Genomic DNA, 16,586 nt, shown 5'->3' with positions numbered 1-16,586 from the left:
TGTGCGATTTTTATCGGTCAGCTTAGACAGCTTTCTTATAGAGTTTCATGACTTATTGGAAACGACGCATTTTTTTAGGCATTTACAGCGTCATCATCATCCTGCCATTGTAGACATGATTCCTGCTGAAAAAACCATTTTAATTCAGTTTTCAGTGTTTAAAACCACACAAAAACAGCTCATTGCTTGGTTGTCACAACAACATGTACAGCATGAGCACGCCGTACAAGGCACAGAAGTGGTCATTTCAGTCAGTTATGATGGTGAAGACCTTGTTCAAGTGGCTGAACTTTTAGGCGTGACCACGCAAGAGGTGATACAGCGTCATACGCAACATGAGTGGAAAGTGGCGTTTATTGGTTTTGCTCCGGGTTTTGGTTACTTAAATTGTGAGCAACGTCCTTTTGGCAGTATTCCTCGTTTAAGTACACCCCGTAAGCGTATTGTGGCAGGGTCTGTGGCTTTAGCAGGTGAGTATACGGGTGTGTATCCTAAAGACAGCCCCGGTGGCTGGCAATTGATTGGTCGCACCGATGCCAGCATGTGGGACATTCACCGTGACCCGCCTGCATTGTTGTTGCCGGGTAATCGTGTTGTGTTCAAAGACACCAAACACGTGGCTCAGGTCAGTGTACCAAAGCACATTACAAGGCAAGATGCACTACAAGTTTCTGAATCATTCGCACCCACTCACAGTGTATTAAAAATTTTAAATACGGGCATGCAAACCTTAGTGCAAGACCGTGGCCGTATTGGCAAATTTGCAGTGGGTGTAGGTGTGGGTGGTGCACTCGATTCAGGTGCAATGCAGGATGCAAATCAATGTGTTGGCAATGCCCTTAATGATGCAGTGCTGGAGATTTTAAATGGTGGTTTTAAAGCACAAGTACAAGTCCCAATAGTCATGGCGATTACCGGTGCAATCAGTACCTGTGTGATTGAATATGCCGATGGTACGGTTGCAGAGGTGGCTTGTGGTCAAGCCATCGCACTTGATGCTGGCGACATCATTGAGATCAAACGACCACAAGCAGGGCTTAGAAATTATTTGGCCATACGTGGCGGGGTGTTGGCTGAAAAAGTTTTAGCCAGTTGTAGTTTTGACACTTTGGCTGAATTAGGCCCGAAACCGTTATCTATTGGTGATGAAGTGGCCATTGGTCAAGCTCCCAAACAGGCAGTGTCTACTCAGAGCGTACCACTAAGAATCCTACCGCAACCTAAAGATACAGTGGTACTAGATGTTGTACTTGGCCCAAGAGCAGATTGGTTTGAAGCTAAGAGCCTAGAGATATTACTCAATCAGTTATGGCAGGTGAGTAACGATATTAATCGCGTGGGGCTACGCTTACAGGGTGAAGTGGCTTTGAAGCGTACACAGCATCAAGAGCTCCCCAGTGAAGGTACAGTCACAGGTGCGTTACAAATACCACCGAGTGGGCAACCGGTTTTATTTATGAATGACCACCCACTTACCGGTGGCTACCCTGTCATTGCAACAGTTGCCAAGCACCATTTAGATTTAGTGGCACAAATTCCAGCAGGATGCTTGATCAAATTTAATAAAGTTTCAGAGTTTATGGATATTAACGTATGAGCACACATAAATTACTTATTGCTAACCGTGGTGAAATTGCTGTACGCATTATTCAAGCCTGTAAAGATTTAGAGATTCCATCGATTGCAGTCTATGCAGAAGAGGATATTCACAGTTTGCATTGTAAATATGCAGATGAAGCATGGGCATTAAAGGGTATTACAGCCCAAGATACCTACTTAAATATTGATGCCATTTTAAAGGTAGCACAGCAATCAGGTGCAACCATGATTCACCCTGGTTACGGCTTTTTATCTGAGCGTGCTGAGTTTGCACAAGCCGTGTTAGATGCTGGACTGATTTGGATTGGCCCATCACCTAAAAGTATTCAGCTTTTAGGTGACAAAATAGAAGCCCGAAAAATTGCACAGGCAGTGGGTGCACCGTTAGTCAAAGGCACATCTGAGCCACTTCAAAATGCACAGCAAGCCTATGATTTTGCATCTGAGCATGGCTTGCCGATTGCCATTAAAGCGGCTTTTGGTGGTGGTGGCCGTGGGCTAAAAGTGGCAAGAGATTTAAATGATGTAGAAGCACTGTATGACTCTGCGGTGCGTGAGGCAGTAACGGCGTTTGGCCGTGGGGAGTGTTTTGTAGAGCAGTACTTAGACCGCCCAAGACACATCGAGGCACAAATTATTGCTGACCAACACGGTCATGTGGTGGTGGTGGGTACACGAGATTGCTCATTGCAACGCCGTAACCAAAAGTTAGTCGAGGAATCACCTGCACCGTTTATTTCTACAGAAATTTTGCAACAAATTATAGACTCTGCCACAGCCATTTGTAAAAAGGCCAACTATGTGGGAGCAGGTACAGTCGAGTACTTACTGAGCCAGAATGGTATGTTGTCTTTTTTAGAAGTGAATACACGCTTACAAGTAGAGCATCCAATTACTGAGCAAACCTCAGGTGTAGATTTGGTGGCTGAGCAAATCTCTATTGCTTTAGGAAATACGTTGTCGATTCAAAGTATGCCTGAGCCACAAGGTCATGCCATTGAGTTTCGCATAAATGCAGAAGACCCTGCTAGAGGGTTTATTCCTGCCTTTGGTGAGCTAACCGAATTTTCTGCACCAAGTGGTTTGGGGGTGCGTTTAGATACAGGAGTGATACAAGGGAGTTTGGTGTCGAGTCATTTTGATTCACTGCTTGCTAAACTGATTATTACAGCACCAACACGTCAATTGGCCATACAGCGTGCCAAACGGGCATTGAGTCAATTTAAAATTGCAGGTGTTGCCACGGTTTTACCGTTTCATCAGGCAGTTTTAAATGAACCTGATTTTGTCGATGAATTTAATGTACATACCCGTTGGATTGAGCAAGACTTTAGCGCAGACTATGCACCATATCAGCGTAGCCAACAGCGTCATGGTGCAACCATGCAGTATGTAGATTTAGAAATTGATGGTAAGTTACATCAGGTTGGTTTGCCACTTGCTCTTTTAGGGGCACTGGGTCAACAGTCTGGAGTGGGCATACACGAAGCGGTATCAAATCAGTCACACAGCAGTAATGCGGTGCTTGCTCCAATGAATGGTGTGATTACGCAGTGGAAAGCTGAAACAGGAGACTTGGTGGAAAAAGGTCAGATCATTGGGCTGATGGAGGCCATGAAAATGGAAGTGCCGATTTTAGCACATCAGGCCGGCATACTCACTATTGATCAGGTCTGCCAAGTGAATATTCAGGCAGATGATGTTGTTGCTCATATTAAGGCCTAAATAAAAAAATCATGCATCGCCACAAGGCCGATGCATGATTTTTAATGTGTATTGGTTAAATGCCTTTAATACCATATTTATCAAGCAGTTTTTGGTACTCTTGGTTGCCTTTGATGGTCTCTAAAGCTTTGGTTAAGCTTGCAAGCGTTGCAGCGTCATCTTTACGCACAGCGATACCCAATGTTTGTGGGTATAACGGTTCAGTGGTTGAAATCATCACTTTCCCATTCACTTTAGCAATGAAGCCTTTTGCAACATCTGTATCATCAAATTGTACGTCTGATGATTTGGCAAGGAGTGACTGTAATGCTTCAGGAGAGGTATCGAACTCACGAATGGTAATGCCTTTTTTATTGTTTGCAGCACAGTAGTCTTTTGACACTTCATCTAGCTTAGGAATCCCTGCTGAGCCTTTAAGAATAGAGAGTGTTTTACCACAAAGATCTTTTGGATCTTTCGGTGCGAATCCTTCTCCTGTACGTACAATCAGTGCATTACCTACTTTTGCATAAGGAATGAAGTTCACTTGTTTTTCACGCTCAGGTGTAATAAACATTGAAGATGCAATTACATCAAACTTCTTACTGTTTAAGCTTGGAATCAGGCTTGCAAAACGTGTGTCAACAAACTCAGGTTTTTGTTGGTTGGCATTGGCAAGTAAACCAAGTAGCTCAACGTCAAAACCTTGTGGTTGATTGTCTTTGAAATAGCCATACGGAGGGTAGGTTAAATCTGAACCAATATGCAGTGTAGACGGTGCTGTTGCCGTCGCTTCTGCAGGTGCTTCTTTTTTCTCTTCAGGTTTGCTACATGCAGACAGACCAATAACTAATGACGTGATTAAAGTCGCAAGAGGTAGTTTTTTAAACATATTTTATTCCTAAAATTATATTGTTAAATTACTTTGTTAAAGTGAGTCCATGTTGTCCAGCATATGGAGAACATTGGGGTGATTCCCAGTCTTTAATCAGCTCTGGGTCGAGGTCAAAAATTTCTACACCAAGCGGTCTACATACCGAAATAGGGTCTTGTGCATCAGGCCCCCACATTGGTAAAGATAAATCGCCACCTGGGCAGGTCGATAAAGCACACAAAACATCAATTTCGGCAAAAAACTCGAGGTAGTCGCCTGCTTGAGCAGGACATGTTTTCATAAAGTATTTGCTTTCATGGTTGAGTCCTGTGACTTGAAAAATGTTGAGCACGTCATGCACATCAAACTCAGTTAATCCATAGGGTAAAACAGCACGTGTCAGGTTAGAGTGACAGTGATGGTCAAAATCTTTACCGGTTAAAATACGGTTAATATATGGGTCGCATCGTGTCCCGAGTAGGTCATGAATGCGTCCGCCGTGTTCATCTATACCATAGTCTTTGAGACTGTCGTCGGTAATGGTGACCAATGGTCGCATAAAGGGCAGTGTCGACCACAAGCGGTCATACATACTGACATGTGACCCTTGCAGTTGTCGCGTACGAGACGCCCATAGTCGCTCTCTTGGATTATGAGCATTCCAAATATTAAAGTCGCCAACCTGAGCCCCTTTAGGTGCAGTGACTCTAAAGACTTGTCCTGCTTTGACTTCCCATGCATAGCCTGAGCGAATTGGTACTTCAACTTGGCTCACTAACGTTCGTGCATCAGTTGTTTCTCGAATACGATCATAAAAGGCTTTATCGACCTCTAGGGGAGAGTCCGCACCTCCCTGATAGGCTGATGGATAGTCTTTATACATATTTTGCTCCTATAAATTGTGTGCTGTCTAAACTTGAGGTTCGCTCTTTTTTAAGCCCATAAATTGATGTAAACGATCATTGTCTGACTGAATAATCTGTTCAGGAGACTCATCAACCACCACATGACCGTTTTCCATAAACACAACACGGTTAGACACTTTCAGTGCAAAGTCCATTTCATGAGTCACAATGAGCATGGTCATGCCTTCTTTAGCCAGATCTTCAATCACTTTTAAGACTTCATTGACCAATTCAGGATCTAGCGCAGACGTTGGTTCATCAAATAAAATCACAGATGGCTTCATGGCTAAAGCACGAGCAATCGCCACACGTTGTTGTTGACCACCAGAAAGTTGATGTGGGTATTTGTTGGCATGTTGCTTCATCCCCACTTTTTCAAGCATGGTTAATGCTGTAATCTTGTTGACCAATGCATCTGACTTTTGGTGATAGTTCGGTGCAAGGGTGACGTTTTCTAAAATGGTTTTATGTGGGAACAAATTAAAGTTTTGAAAAACCATACCAATATGAATGATATTTTCTTGGTAGTTTTTATTGTGTTTTAGGTCAGTGTCTGAAGATAAAAATGGCTGATCTAACAATGACACTTGGCCACTTGTTAACTCTTCAAGACCATTGAGTGTACGAATAAAAGTGGTTTTCCCTGAACCTGATGGGCCAATAATACAGACCACTTCGCCCCATTTGATTTTTAAATCAATCCCTTTAAGAACTTGATGGTCACCATATGATTTGCAGACTTGATGTGTTTCAAGGGCATATTCGCCACGGTGAAGTGGGTTTTTCTTGCTTGGTATTGGTTCCGCTTGTGTGGTGTACTGCAAGTTGTTGAGTGGGCTGTCTGCTGAAAGTAGCCCAGGTTGACGCAATGAAACATCTAATTTCTTTTCAAACCAAGTCAGTACCCAACCAAATACAGTCACAATTAGAATATAGTAAAAAGCAACCGCCAGCATGGTTTCCATGACAAGGAAATTTTGTGTATAGAGGCGTTGTCCAACCAATAAAATTTCGGTTAAAGAAATGACTGAAACCAAAGAGGTTAATTTAACAATGGTCACAAACTCATTACTTAAAGAGGGCATTGCCACACGTAATGCTTGTGGAATCACAATCAGTTTTTGTATACCAACATAGCGTATACCCAGTGCTTTACCTGCTTCGATTTGACCTTTAGGAATAGAGCTGAGCCCTGAACGATGTATTTCAGCAATAAACGCCGACTCATTTAAAAGCATGGCAATGGCACCTGCAATAAATGGAGAGGCAAGAAATGAGCTGGTTGATGGAAACATTTGAGGGAGGTTGTAGGTGAAAACCAGTAATACTAATAATGGTAGGCTACGAAAGAACCAAATATAAGCTGACGTAATTTGAGCAACAAAACGGTTTTTAGATTGTTTAGCCAATGCCAAAATAAAACCAAAGATATTACCTACGAGCCATACCACCAAACTCAGTTCGATGACGACTAAACAGGCTTTCCAAAACGAAGTATTCCAGAGCTGACTTAATGTGTAACTCCAATCAAATGACATATTTTTCTCCGTGAGATACTTTGCTGTCTTCATATACAAGAGACAAGTGTTAATTATGTTTTAAGCACGTTTAATGCCAATAATTCGTTGTTTGTTGGTTTTTATATGAAAAAGTATAGAAATTTTGCCAATACGCGATATTTTTAACTATCTAAATCGAGAAAATACAGTAAAGAAAAACACTGCGACCACAGTTGTCGCACGGAGGTATCTTTTATCTTGAGGTGGGTTAAAAAAACAGCTACTGTCTAACTATGTAAGCTAAAAAGTATACAATAATGCAACAGCTCACCAATTTAAAAGCAATTTTGCACTCAAAAAGAGCCAATATTTATTATTCAGCGTATTGCCGTGTCATGCAAAAAGATGGGGTGTGCATACCGTATAGCCATTTAAAAAAGTGTTTTTCATTAAGAGATGCAAGCCGTTTTAGAGACTCATTATGTATGGCGACTTGGAAATCATTTACCTTTAATTTAGCTGAATAAACACAAAATGTTGCAAACAAATAAACCCAACTGTTTTAGTAGGGATTGCAAAAAAGAATTTTTTTTATATAATGGCGCTAACTTCATTGGGGAGTAGCCGCTATTTACATCACGTAAATAGATGATGGTCAACATACTTGTTCTACATATTTTGAACATGGCCATTGTAGCAAAGAACCAGATTTTCTTTTGTTGGCAAGACCTTTGATTTACCATCTCTGCACTTTGGCTGGCAGGAGTGGGTAAGTCATAGGTATTTGTGCTGGCCAAGGAAAACATGTCATGTATGCTTTTCTCATCTCTGTCTCTATCGTTGCCCTTGCCGAAATGGGAGACAAAACTCAACTTCTTGCACTTTTATTGGCTGCACGTTTTCGTAAGCCAGTGCCTATTTTATTCGCTATTGTGCTGGCAACTACAATAAACCATGGTATTTCTGCCGTTTTAGGGCAGTGGTTAACCACAGTCGTTAGCCCAACTACGATGGTTTGGATTTTGGCACTCGGTTTTATTGGCATGGCTGTATGGATGCTTATTCCAGATAAGCTCGATGGTGATGAAGCCGAAAGTATTTATAAGTGGCAACGCTTTGGTGTATTTGGTGCAACGTTCATTTTATTCTTCTTGGCTGAAATTGGTGATAAAACGCAAATAGCCACTGTTGCATTGTCGGCACGTTTTGACAGTATTATTATTGTATTGGTCGGAACAACTATCGGTATGATGATTGCAAATGCCCCAGCAGTATTTCTGGGTAATAAGTTGGCAGGGAAATTACCCATCTCGCTTATTCATAAAATTGGTGCAGTCATCTTTTTAGTGGTTGGTATTAGTGCTGTGGTACAACATTATATGGCTTAATTTCAACCCATAGACTAAGCCATATATTAATAGTCTTACACAAGTCTCCCTCTTAAAAGGGAATAATCAAAAATAGGTTTATATCTCGGTTGATGATATAAACCTATTTTTGATATTAAGCATGATGAAATTTAGGCACAAGCATCACAATTTTAAAATAAGCTGACTTTAACGGATCACTCAAACAAGATTTTTGAAAAAAAATGCAGAATAAATGAAATTTGAAAAAAAATTTGTTTATAATAGCTCACGGAATTAACCAGTGAGACTGTTATGCTGACCATCATTCAAGAAGCCCTAACCTTCGATGATGTCTTATTAGTGCCCGCCTATTCTACTGTCCTACCTAAAGATGTTTCCCTCAAATCACGTTTAACACGTGACATTCATCTCAATGTGCCTTTAGTATCTGCTGCGATGGATACGGTAACTGAAGCACGTATGGCCATTGCAATGGCTCAAAACGGTGGTATTGGTATTATTCATAAAAACATGGATATTGCAGCACAAGCTGCCGAAGTACGCCGTGTTAAAAAATTTGAAGCAGGCATGGTCAAAGACCCGATTACTGTGACACCAGAAACAACAGTACGTGAGCTTAATGCCATTACACATGCCAATAATATTAGTGGTGTGCCTGTTGTTAAAGATGGTCAAGTGGTTGGTATAGTGACAGGGCGTGATACTCGCTTTGAAACAAACCTTGAACAACCTGTAAGTAATATTATGACCACGCAAGACCGCCTTGTCACTGTACGTGAAGGTGAGTCAAAAGAAAATATTCAAGCGTTATTACAAAAGCACCGCATTGAAAAAGTGCTCGTGGTTGATGAGCATAATGCATTAAAAGGGTTGATCACCGTTACCGATTTTCGTAAAGCAGAGTCATATCCAAACAGTTCAAAAGACCATTTAGGTCGTTTGCGTGTAGGTGCTGCGGTAGGTACAGGTGCAGAAACACCATCACGTGTAGAAGCATTGGTCGAAGCGGGTGTGGATGTGATTGTGGTCGATACAGCACATGGTCACTCAGCAGGTGTCATTCAGCGTGTAAATTGGGTGAAAAAGAACTTCCCGCAAGTACAAGTCATTGGTGGCAACATTGCGACAGGTGATGCGGCATTGGCATTGTTAGATGCTGGTGCAGATGCGGTGAAAGTGGGTATTGGCCCAGGTTCAATTTGTACCACACGTATTGTTGCAGGGATTGGCGTACCGCAAATTTCTGCGATTGACAGTGTTGCAAATGCACTGAAAGAGCAAATTCCTTTAATTGCAGATGGTGGTATTCGTTTCTCTGGCGATATGTCAAAAGCGATTGGTGCAGGTGCAAGCACGATTATGGTTGGTTCTTTACTTGCAGGTACTGAAGAAGCACCGGGTGAAGTCGAGTTTTTCCAAGGTCGTTACTATAAAGCATACCGTGGTATGGGTTCTTTAGGTGCAATGGCAGGTTCATCTGGCTCAGCAGACCGTTATTTCCAAGATGCAAAAGCTGGAGCTGAAAAGCTTGTGCCTGAAGGGATTGAAGGTCGTGTACCATACAAAGGTGCAATGGGTGTGATTCTACATCAAATGATGGGTGGTTTACGTTCATCTATGGGTTACACAGGCTCAAGTACCATTGATGATTTACGCCATAATGCAAAATTTGTAAAAATTACTGCAGCAGGTATGAAAGAGTCACATGTACATGATGTCACCATTACCAAAGAAGCACCAAATTACCATATAGGTTAATTGCTTGCATTAAAACAAGATAAAAAGACCGTCAAAGCATGACGGTCTTTTTGATTTTGGTGTAAAGTATAAAAAAGTGTAAAACAAAAAGCAGGTTGGCAAAAGATGGCCTGTTCAATGGATAAATGAGAGACGCATGAGTTATTTTGGTACAGATGGTATTCGTGGAAAATTTGGTCAGTTACCAATTACGCCTGAGTTTGCATTAAAACTCGGCTTTGCTGCAGGTAAAGTACTTAAAAAGCAAAATGTTGACCGCAAGCCCGTTGTTGTATTGGGCAAAGACACTCGGCTCTCTGGTTATATCTTAGAAGCGGCTCTACAAGCAGGGCTCAATGCAGCAGGCGTATATGTGCATTTACTTGGCCCATTGCCAACACCTGCCATTGCCCATTTAACCCGTGCATTGCATGCAGATGCAGGTATTGTGATTTCAGCATCACATAACCCATATTTTGATAATGGGATTAAATTCTTTTCATCGGAAGGTAAAAAACTTCCTGAAGAATTACAAAATGAAATTAATGAAGAATTAAAACACGAGATTGTGATTGAAAATACCGCAGGGCTTGGTAAAAGCGTGCGTGTGAAAGATGCCAATGGCCGCTATATTGAATTTTGTAAGTCGAGTTTTCCATACCACTACAATTTACGTGGCATAGTGATTGTGGTGGACTGTGCACATGGTGCAGCTTACAACGTGGGCCCTGCGGTTTTTCGTGAGCTTGGGGCGAAAGTGGTTGCCATACACAACGAGCCAAACGGGCAAAATATTAATGAAAACTGTGGTTCAACTCACCCAGAAGCTTTACAAAAAGCAGTGGTTGAGCATGGCGCAGACCTTGGTATCGCCTTCGATGGTGATGCAGACCGTGTGGTACTGGTAGACAAGTTTGGTCGCTTGCTTGATGGTGACCATATTTTATACATGCTTGCCACCAAGGCCAAGAAAAAGCCTGTGGGTATTGTCGGCACAGTCATGAGCAATATGGCATTAGAGTTGGCACTAAAACAGGCCGAAGTGCCTTTTTTAAGAGCCCAAGTGGGTGATCGCCATGTATTACAAAAACTAGTAGAACAACAGTGGGCGATTGGTGGTGAGCCTTCAGGGCATATTTTAACCCTAGATAAAAGCACCACAGGTGACGCCATTATTGCAGCGTTGCAAGTTTTAACTGTAATGGTGTATCAAAATAAAGCACTGCATGAGTTAGTGGAAGGCTTTGAATTATTTCCACAAATTTTAGTGAATTTACGTTTAGAAAAAATGATTGACCCATTTGCGATTCCTGAGTTAGTTACTTTATTTGAGCAAGCAGAAGAGCAACTCAAAGGGCGTGGTCGCTTACTTATTCGTAAATCAGGTACAGAGCCAATGATTCGAGTGATGGTTGAAGGTGAGCAAGCAGAAGAAGTACATGCTTTAGCAAACCGCTTGGCAGATGCCATTAAAGCACAAGCCAATCAGGCAGTATAAATATAAGGATGTATGGTCATGAGTGATCCAATCAAAGACTTAAGTGAGCTCAGACTCAGTTATGAAAAAGGTGAGCTTCTTGAGTCACAGGTGGCAAAAAATCCGCATGAGCAGTTTTTGCAATGGTTTAATCATGCTTTAACTGTGAATACAGATGAGCCGTACGCCATGTATTTGGCCACTGTTGATGGCGAAGGACAACCGCATGTTCGCACGGTATTGCTTCGAGGAGCAACCGAACAAGGTTATACTTTCTATACCAATTATGACAGCCAAAAAGGCCAAGACCTTGCACAAAATACCCGTGCAGAAATCTTGTTCTATTGGCCAAGCTTAGAACGTCAGGTGCGTATTTCGGGTCAAGTAGTGAAAGTGTCTGAGCAAGAGTCAGTGGATTACTACCACAAGCGACCAAGAGACAGTCAAATTGCAGCCCATGTCAGCACACCACAAAGTGGTGTCATTGACAGTAGAGCGACATTACAACAGCATTTTGATGACTTCTTTGCCTCTGTTGCGACCAAAACTGAGCTAGATAAACCCAAATTTTGGGGTGGCTACCGCTTACAGGCTACTGCATATGAGTTTTGGCAAGGTCGCCCGAACCGTTTACATGACCGTTTGCAGTACACCAAACAAGATGATGCAACGTGGCAATTACAGCGTTTAATGCCTTAAAGCTGATATGTCTAATCCACAAATAAAAACTCGACCTCTTTTAGTATGCCCTGAACAACTTCAGGGCATTGCACCGTTTATGGCCAATATTTTGGCACGCCGTGATGTGACTTCTTTACATGAGTTGGAGCTTAAACTTAAACATTTACTGTCGCCTTCATTAAAAGGCTTAAGTACAGCGGTCAGTTATATAGACCAAGCCATAGACCAAAAACAGCGTATTGTGATTGTGGGTGACTATGATGCCGATGGTGCAACCAGTACCGCACTCATGGTTTTGGTATTACGTGCTTTGGGGGCTGATGTTCATTATTTAGTGCCAGATCGGTTTAAGTATGGCTATGGTCTCACAGAAAAAATTGTAGATTTAGCACAGCAACAATATGCACCACAGTTACTGATTACTGTAGATAATGGTATTTCAAGCCATGCAGGGGTTGAGCAGGCCAAACGGTACGGCATGACCGTGGTGGTCACAGATCACCACCTCACTACAAAACCCGCACCAGCTGCCGATGCCGTGGTGAATCCAAATCAATTGGGCTGTGAATTTGCCAGTAAAGCTTTGGCAGGCGTTGGGGTGGCTTTTTATGTGTTGGCTGATTTAGTCACACAGCGTAAAAAGCAAGGGAAAAGCACCACCAGTCTGGTGCAATATTTAGACCTTGTGGCACTGGGTACGTATGCAGATGTAGCAGCACTGGATCACAATAACCGCATTTTAATTGATTACGGTTTAAAACACATTCGTCAAGGCAATTGTCGGGCAGGTATTTTGGCTCTGTTGCATGTCGCAGGGCGTGATATGCATAAAATCACCGCCAGTGACTTAGGCTTTGCACTCGGGCCTCGCTTAAATGCAGCAGGGCGGATGCAAAGTATGCATATTGGGGTTGAGTGTTTATTGTCGGAAAGCTTTGAAGACGCATACCCTTTGGCACAACAACTACAGCAATTAAACCAAGAGCGTAGAGCGGTTGAGGCTGAGATTAAACAAGATGCATTACACATTTTACAGGACATACAGCTAGACCAAACGCATTTACCTTCGGCATTGGTGTTGTTTGAGCCTCATTGGCATCAGGGGGTGATTGGTATTGTGGCAGGCCGTTTAAAAGAGCAGTTTCATCGGCCAAGTATCGTATTTGCTGTAGATGAAGATGGCGTACATATTAAAGGCTCTGCACGTTCTGTAGAGGGTGTGCATATTCGGGATGCCATTGAGCGTGTGGTCGAGCAGTATCCGAAGTTGGTTCGTTTTTTTGGTGGGCATGCTGCTGCTGCTGGGTTAACCATTGCCCAAACTGATTTTGAGCCATTTAAAACAGCTTTTGAGGCCGAAATTGCCAAATGTGACCCACAATTATTACAAGCTGTTGTCTGGACAGATGGTGAGCTGAATCATACAGATTTAACGCTAGATACGGTACAAACCATTGAACAATTTGGCCCATGGGGGCAAAAATTTCCTGCCCCTATATTTGAGGGTGTTTTTAGCATTCATCAGTTTCGCTGGCTGAAAGAAAAGCACTTAAAACTCAGTCTAAAACTCACGACAGGGCAATATGTCGATGCAATTGCCTTTAATGCCAAAGACCTTTTTTGTTTTGATGAACAGCAATCACAAGTTAAGTTGGTGTATGAACTCGATAAAAATGAGTTTCAAGGACGAGTCAGTTTACAGTTGAAAGTGTTGTATTTAAGCTCAGATACCGCATCATTATGAAGATTTGTGTAGCCATGTAAGTGTTTTAAGACCATTCAAGTGGTGTGATCTTCAATGCTGTTGTTGGTACGTGACTTTGCTTATTGTTAATTAAGTAAGGGTACTTACAGTGGCTGAGTATAGGGTAGTCTTCTTTGATATCATCGCTATAAGATGCATACCATGGTTGTGTAATGCCGATCAGCTTGAGTCGTCGGACTTTTTCTATATGTCTACAATGTGCGTATCCGACCCATCCCCCAAGCTTTCTTTTGAGGGGTGTTCCAAGTACAGTCACAGAAAAGTCTACAGATTGTATTAAAGCGTGCGCTAAAATTTCTGGTGCGGCAGTGACAATAATGACGGTTTTACCTTCTTGCAGATGCTGTTTTAATGTCTCTAAGCCATCGTTATACCAATGTAAATGTTCAATCTGGCCAAGTTTTACCTGTTGTGCAAACTGCTTGATTTGAGACAGTAATTGTTCTTCGTTGAATCCGAACGTCGCAACCCATAAAAAGAGTGATGAACCAATAATTTTATATTGCTTCGTTTTCATCAGTAGCATGGCGAGTGGCATGATGAGTAAAGCCAAGCTGAACCTGAATATGTTGGCTTTCAGGGATCGCGTAATCCATATTTTAGTAGAGTCATTTGAGATGAGTGTTTCATCTAAATCAAAAACGATCACGTCATTCATAGTTAGCCTTTATTCTTATGTATCCATCAAACAACAAGGGCATGTAAATACATGCCCTTGCAATATCTGTGGATATTAAAAGCGATAAGAACCACCTACAGTATAGGTATTGTAATTGTCGCCAAAGCCTATACGTCCATCAACACTTAAGTTTGGATAGATAAATTTCTTCGCAGTGAGACCCCATTGGTCTTGGTCAAGTGATTTGTCTTTGGTGTAGTTTGCACCGACACTGAGGGTTTTGTCGATGTAGTAGTCACCGCCCACATAGTATTGGCGGTTGTTGTTACTCCCAAAAACAACACGTGCCTCTAAATTCACATCATGCTGACCGACTTGGGTGACGTATTTGGCACGTAAAGTAGGGTCTGCACCATCACCACCATCTTTCACATCATAGCCTTGTACACCCACGGCAACCAATAGGCCTGGTGCAGGTAAGTAACCGACTTCGGCATTATATAATGTGGTTTTTTGATCGACTGGTGTGTTTTTCAAAGAAACTTCATTACGTGCAACACCTGCACCTAAGTAAAATTGTGAATCTGGAACATAGTATTCACCTGATGCACCATAGGTTGAATTTTTAACACCGCTGTTGTTGCCATATTGTGCAACAGCACTCACGTTGCTGGCTTTATCTAAAAAAGCAGCTTCGGCAAGCGGGGCGTTACGGGTTTGCACAGGGTTGAAGTAATATGTACCATTTACACCAAATTGGCTGACACCGCCACTATGCTCTGGGTCTAAATAGCTGTAGTTACCACCAACTTCTGACTGATAAGCATTGGCAGTGCCTGTGATCGCAAGACCTGCAAATAGTGCAGTTGCAAGAAGTGTCTTTTTCATGATTACTCTCCCTTGAAAGTATGAAAATTCATGTTTTGTTACAACTTAGAGTGTAGAACAAAAGCAAATTTGGTCAATTCTTTGGCTTGGTTGATTTGTATAAGATGTATTTTTTTACATCAAAAAATATTATAAGCTTTTGTTTTTTATGGTTTTTTAAAATTGTTGTGTTATATTAATAGTATGCATGTCTTGTATGTTTGTGTTGTTTTTATATAAACCACTTTAAAAAAATCTGAGATTTTATCTGCTCAAATATAGGCTATTTTTTTAATCATTGCATCTGAAAAGCCCATGCTATGCTAAAATAAAAGCTAAGAATATCTACATTGTAAGAGAGATTTACGTGGAAATTAATCCGTATTTAAATCAATTAAAAGACCTTAACGAACGTAGTCATACGCTACGGGGGTATCTTTGACTACGATCTGAAAAAAGAACGTCTTGAAGAGGTCTTACGTGAACTAGAAGACCCTGCCATTTGGAACGACCAAAACCGAGCTCAGAAAATGGCCAAAGAAAAAGGCGAGCTTGAAAACGTTTTAAATGTACTAGATGCACTGGCAGAACAACTTGATGATGCCAAAGCCATGCTTGACTTGGCTGTTGAAGCAGACGATGAAAGCCTACTGGTTGATGTAGAGTCAGAACTTAATACAGCAGAAACAGAATTAGCCGCACTCGAATTCCGCCGTATGTTTAATAATCCAATGGACCCAAACCCATGCTTTTTAGACATTCAAGCAGGCTCGGGTGGGACAGAGGCTCAAGATTGGGCATCTATGCTATTACGTATGTATATGCGTTGGATTGAGCGTCATGGTTTTAAAGTAGAGTTGATGGAAGTGTCTGATGGTGATGTCGCAGGGATAAAATCTGCCACCATTCGTGTAGATGGTGAGTTTGCTTTTGGTTGGTTGCGTACAGAAACAGGCGTACACCGTTTAGTACGTAAGTCACCTTTTGACAGTGGTAATCGTCGTCATACCTCATTTAGTGCGGTGTTTGTATCGCCTGAAGTTGACGACAACATTGAAATTGACATTAACCCTGCCGATGTTCGTACCGATACGTATCGTGCCTCAGGGGCAGGTGGTCAGCATATTAACAAAACTGACTCTGCAGTACGTTTAACCCATACGCCAACAGGTACAGTGGTAGCATGTCAAAATGAGCGTTCACAACATGCCAACCGTGACCGTGCATGGAAATTATTACGTGCAAAACTGTATGAGTTAGAAATGCAAAAACGTAACGATGCAGCTCAAGCACTGGAAGACTCGAAGTCAGATATTGGTTGGGGCAGTCAAATTCGCTCTTATGTTTTAGATGACTCACGCATTAAAGATTTACGTACCAGTGTAGAAAATTCAAACACGACAGCTGTGTTAGATGGTGACTTAGACAAGTTTATTGAAGCAAGTCTAAAACAAGGTCTCTAAAATACGAGATGGTTACGAGGTTTGCT

At 41.9% G+C, this 16,586-nt stretch carries 14 protein-coding genes and 1 riboswitch; of the genes, 9 read left to right on the top strand and 5 right to left on the bottom strand.

The features are described 5' to 3' along the window. The first annotated feature begins 1 nt into the window (after position 1). Positions 2 to 1,597 carry a 5-oxoprolinase subunit B/C family protein gene (locus I2F31_RS12290; protein ID WP_195769787.1) on the top strand — a complete coding sequence of 532 codons (1,596 nt, stop codon included), beginning with the start codon at positions 2 to 4 and terminating at the stop codon, positions 1,595 to 1,597. Then, positions 1,594 to 3,324 (top strand): acetyl/propionyl/methylcrotonyl-CoA carboxylase subunit alpha, encoded by a 1,731-nt coding sequence (locus I2F31_RS12285; protein ID WP_195773944.1) that lies wholly within the window; start codon positions 1,594 to 1,596, stop codon positions 3,322 to 3,324. Before I2F31_RS12290 ends, I2F31_RS12285 begins: the two co-directional genes overlap by 4 nt. A 55-nt stretch (positions 3,325 to 3,379) precedes the next feature. On the opposite strand, the gene I2F31_RS12280 is transcribed toward I2F31_RS12285, so the two are convergent. Genes I2F31_RS12280 through I2F31_RS13540 form a run of 3 tightly spaced genes read right to left on the bottom strand, consistent with a single transcriptional unit; the run spans position 3,380 to position 6,620 of the window. Then, the gene (locus I2F31_RS12280; RefSeq protein WP_195769785.1) at positions 3,380 to 4,195 is read right to left on the bottom strand and encodes an ABC transporter substrate-binding protein; all 816 of its coding nucleotides are present in this window, start codon (positions 4,193 to 4,195) and stop codon (positions 3,380 to 3,382) included. A 28-nt stretch (positions 4,196 to 4,223) separates the two neighbouring features. Next, positions 4,224 to 5,060, bottom strand: a complete 837-nt coding sequence (locus I2F31_RS12275; RefSeq protein ID WP_195773943.1) for an urea carboxylase-associated family protein — start codon at positions 5,058 to 5,060, stop codon at positions 4,224 to 4,226. 27 nt (positions 5,061 to 5,087) lie between these two features. Beyond that, the gene (locus I2F31_RS13540) at positions 5,088 to 6,620 is read right to left on the bottom strand and encodes an amino acid ABC transporter permease/ATP-binding protein (RefSeq protein WP_195769783.1); all 1,533 of its coding nucleotides are present in this window, start codon (positions 6,618 to 6,620) and stop codon (positions 5,088 to 5,090) included. 278 nt (positions 6,621 to 6,898) lie between these two features. Between I2F31_RS13540 and I2F31_RS12265 the strand changes: the two genes are divergently transcribed. The 6 genes from I2F31_RS12265 (at position 6,899) to recJ (ending at position 13,590) form a co-directional block, all read left to right on the top strand. Then, complete coding sequence (locus tag I2F31_RS12265; protein WP_195769812.1) at positions 6,899 to 7,108, top strand: hypothetical protein; 210 nt, start codon at positions 6,899 to 6,901, stop codon at positions 7,106 to 7,108. Positions 7,109 to 7,184: 76 nt separating this feature from the next. Next, positions 7,185 to 7,318: riboswitch (yybP-ykoY riboswitch) on the top strand. A gap of 72 nt (positions 7,319 to 7,390) precedes the next feature. Next, positions 7,391 to 7,969, top strand: a complete 579-nt coding sequence (locus tag I2F31_RS12260) for a TMEM165/GDT1 family protein (RefSeq protein ID WP_195769782.1) — start codon at positions 7,391 to 7,393, stop codon at positions 7,967 to 7,969. A 273-nt stretch (positions 7,970 to 8,242) separates the two neighbouring features. Continuing rightward, complete coding sequence (gene guaB, locus I2F31_RS12255; RefSeq protein ID WP_195769781.1) at positions 8,243 to 9,709, top strand: IMP dehydrogenase; 1,467 nt, start codon at positions 8,243 to 8,245, stop codon at positions 9,707 to 9,709. Between the two features lie 136 nt (positions 9,710 to 9,845). Next, complete coding sequence (glmM, locus tag I2F31_RS12250; protein WP_195769780.1) at positions 9,846 to 11,186, top strand: phosphoglucosamine mutase; 1,341 nt, start codon at positions 9,846 to 9,848, stop codon at positions 11,184 to 11,186. Positions 11,187 to 11,204: 18 nt separating this feature from the next. Then, positions 11,205 to 11,864: a pyridoxamine 5'-phosphate oxidase gene (gene pdxH, locus I2F31_RS12245; RefSeq protein WP_195769779.1), complete on the top strand. Its 660-nt coding sequence runs from the start codon at positions 11,205 to 11,207 to the stop codon at positions 11,862 to 11,864. Between the two features lie 7 nt (positions 11,865 to 11,871). Beyond that, positions 11,872 to 13,590: a single-stranded-DNA-specific exonuclease RecJ gene (gene recJ / locus I2F31_RS12240; protein WP_195769778.1), complete on the top strand. Its 1,719-nt coding sequence runs from the start codon at positions 11,872 to 11,874 to the stop codon at positions 13,588 to 13,590. Between the two features lie 25 nt (positions 13,591 to 13,615). Here the strand turns inward: recJ and I2F31_RS12235 are convergent, their stop codons facing one another. Both I2F31_RS12235 and I2F31_RS12230 read right to left on the bottom strand, forming a co-directional pair. Then, a complete protein-coding gene (locus I2F31_RS12235) occupies positions 13,616 to 14,269 on the bottom strand; it encodes a haloacid dehalogenase-like hydrolase (protein ID WP_195773942.1) in 654 nt (217 codons plus the stop codon). Positions 14,270 to 14,344: 75 nt separating this feature from the next. Continuing rightward, on the bottom strand, positions 14,345 to 15,118 hold the full coding sequence (locus tag I2F31_RS12230; RefSeq protein ID WP_195769776.1) for a putative porin: 774 nt from the start codon (positions 15,116 to 15,118) through the stop codon (positions 14,345 to 14,347). A 346-nt stretch (positions 15,119 to 15,464) separates the two neighbouring features. Here I2F31_RS12230 and prfB point away from each other — a divergent pair. Next, positions 15,465 to 16,560 (top strand): peptide chain release factor 2 gene (gene prfB / locus I2F31_RS12225; protein ID WP_195769775.1). Its coding sequence is split into 2 segments (ribosomal slippage): positions 15,465 to 15,536 and positions 15,538 to 16,560, totalling 1,095 coding nucleotides; the frame shifts between segments, so codons are not numbered across the junction. The last annotated feature ends 26 nt before the right edge of the window (positions 16,561 to 16,586 follow it).

It is taken from the genome of Acinetobacter rathckeae, from assembly GCF_015627125.1.
Classification (GTDB): domain Bacteria; phylum Pseudomonadota; class Gammaproteobacteria; order Pseudomonadales; family Moraxellaceae; genus Acinetobacter; species Acinetobacter rathckeae.
This window is presented reverse-complemented; position numbering and strand designations above follow the sequence as displayed.

Bases quoted from the DNA above. Each gene is read 5' to 3' on its own strand.
- I2F31_RS12275 (WP_195773943.1), bottom strand. From the start codon at position 5,060: ATGTATAAAGACTATCCATCAGCCTATCAGGGAGGTGCGGACTCTCCC.
- I2F31_RS12230 (WP_195769776.1), bottom strand. From the start codon at position 15,118: ATGAAAAAGACACTTCTTGCAACTGCACTATTTGCAGGTCTTGCGATC.
- I2F31_RS12280 (WP_195769785.1), bottom strand. From the start codon at position 4,195: ATGTTTAAAAAACTACCTCTTGCGACTTTAATCACGTCATTAGTTATT.
- pdxH (WP_195769779.1), top strand. From the start codon at position 11,205: ATGAGTGATCCAATCAAAGACTTAAGTGAGCTCAGACTCAGTTATGAA.
- I2F31_RS12285 (WP_195773944.1), top strand. From the start codon at position 1,594: ATGAGCACACATAAATTACTTATTGCTAACCGTGGTGAAATTGCTGTA.
- guaB (WP_195769781.1), top strand. From the start codon at position 8,243: ATGCTGACCATCATTCAAGAAGCCCTAACCTTCGATGATGTCTTATTA.
- recJ (WP_195769778.1), top strand. From the start codon at position 11,872: ATGTCTAATCCACAAATAAAAACTCGACCTCTTTTAGTATGCCCTGAA.
- I2F31_RS13540 (WP_195769783.1), bottom strand. From the start codon at position 6,620: ATGTCATTTGATTGGAGTTACACATTAAGTCAGCTCTGGAATACTTCG.
- I2F31_RS12235 (WP_195773942.1), bottom strand. From the start codon at position 14,269: ATGAATGACGTGATCGTTTTTGATTTAGATGAAACACTCATCTCAAAT.
- glmM (WP_195769780.1), top strand. From the start codon at position 9,846: ATGAGTTATTTTGGTACAGATGGTATTCGTGGAAAATTTGGTCAGTTA.
- I2F31_RS12260 (WP_195769782.1), top strand. From the start codon at position 7,391: ATGTATGCTTTTCTCATCTCTGTCTCTATCGTTGCCCTTGCCGAAATG.
- I2F31_RS12265 (WP_195769812.1), top strand. From the start codon at position 6,899: ATGCAACAGCTCACCAATTTAAAAGCAATTTTGCACTCAAAAAGAGCC.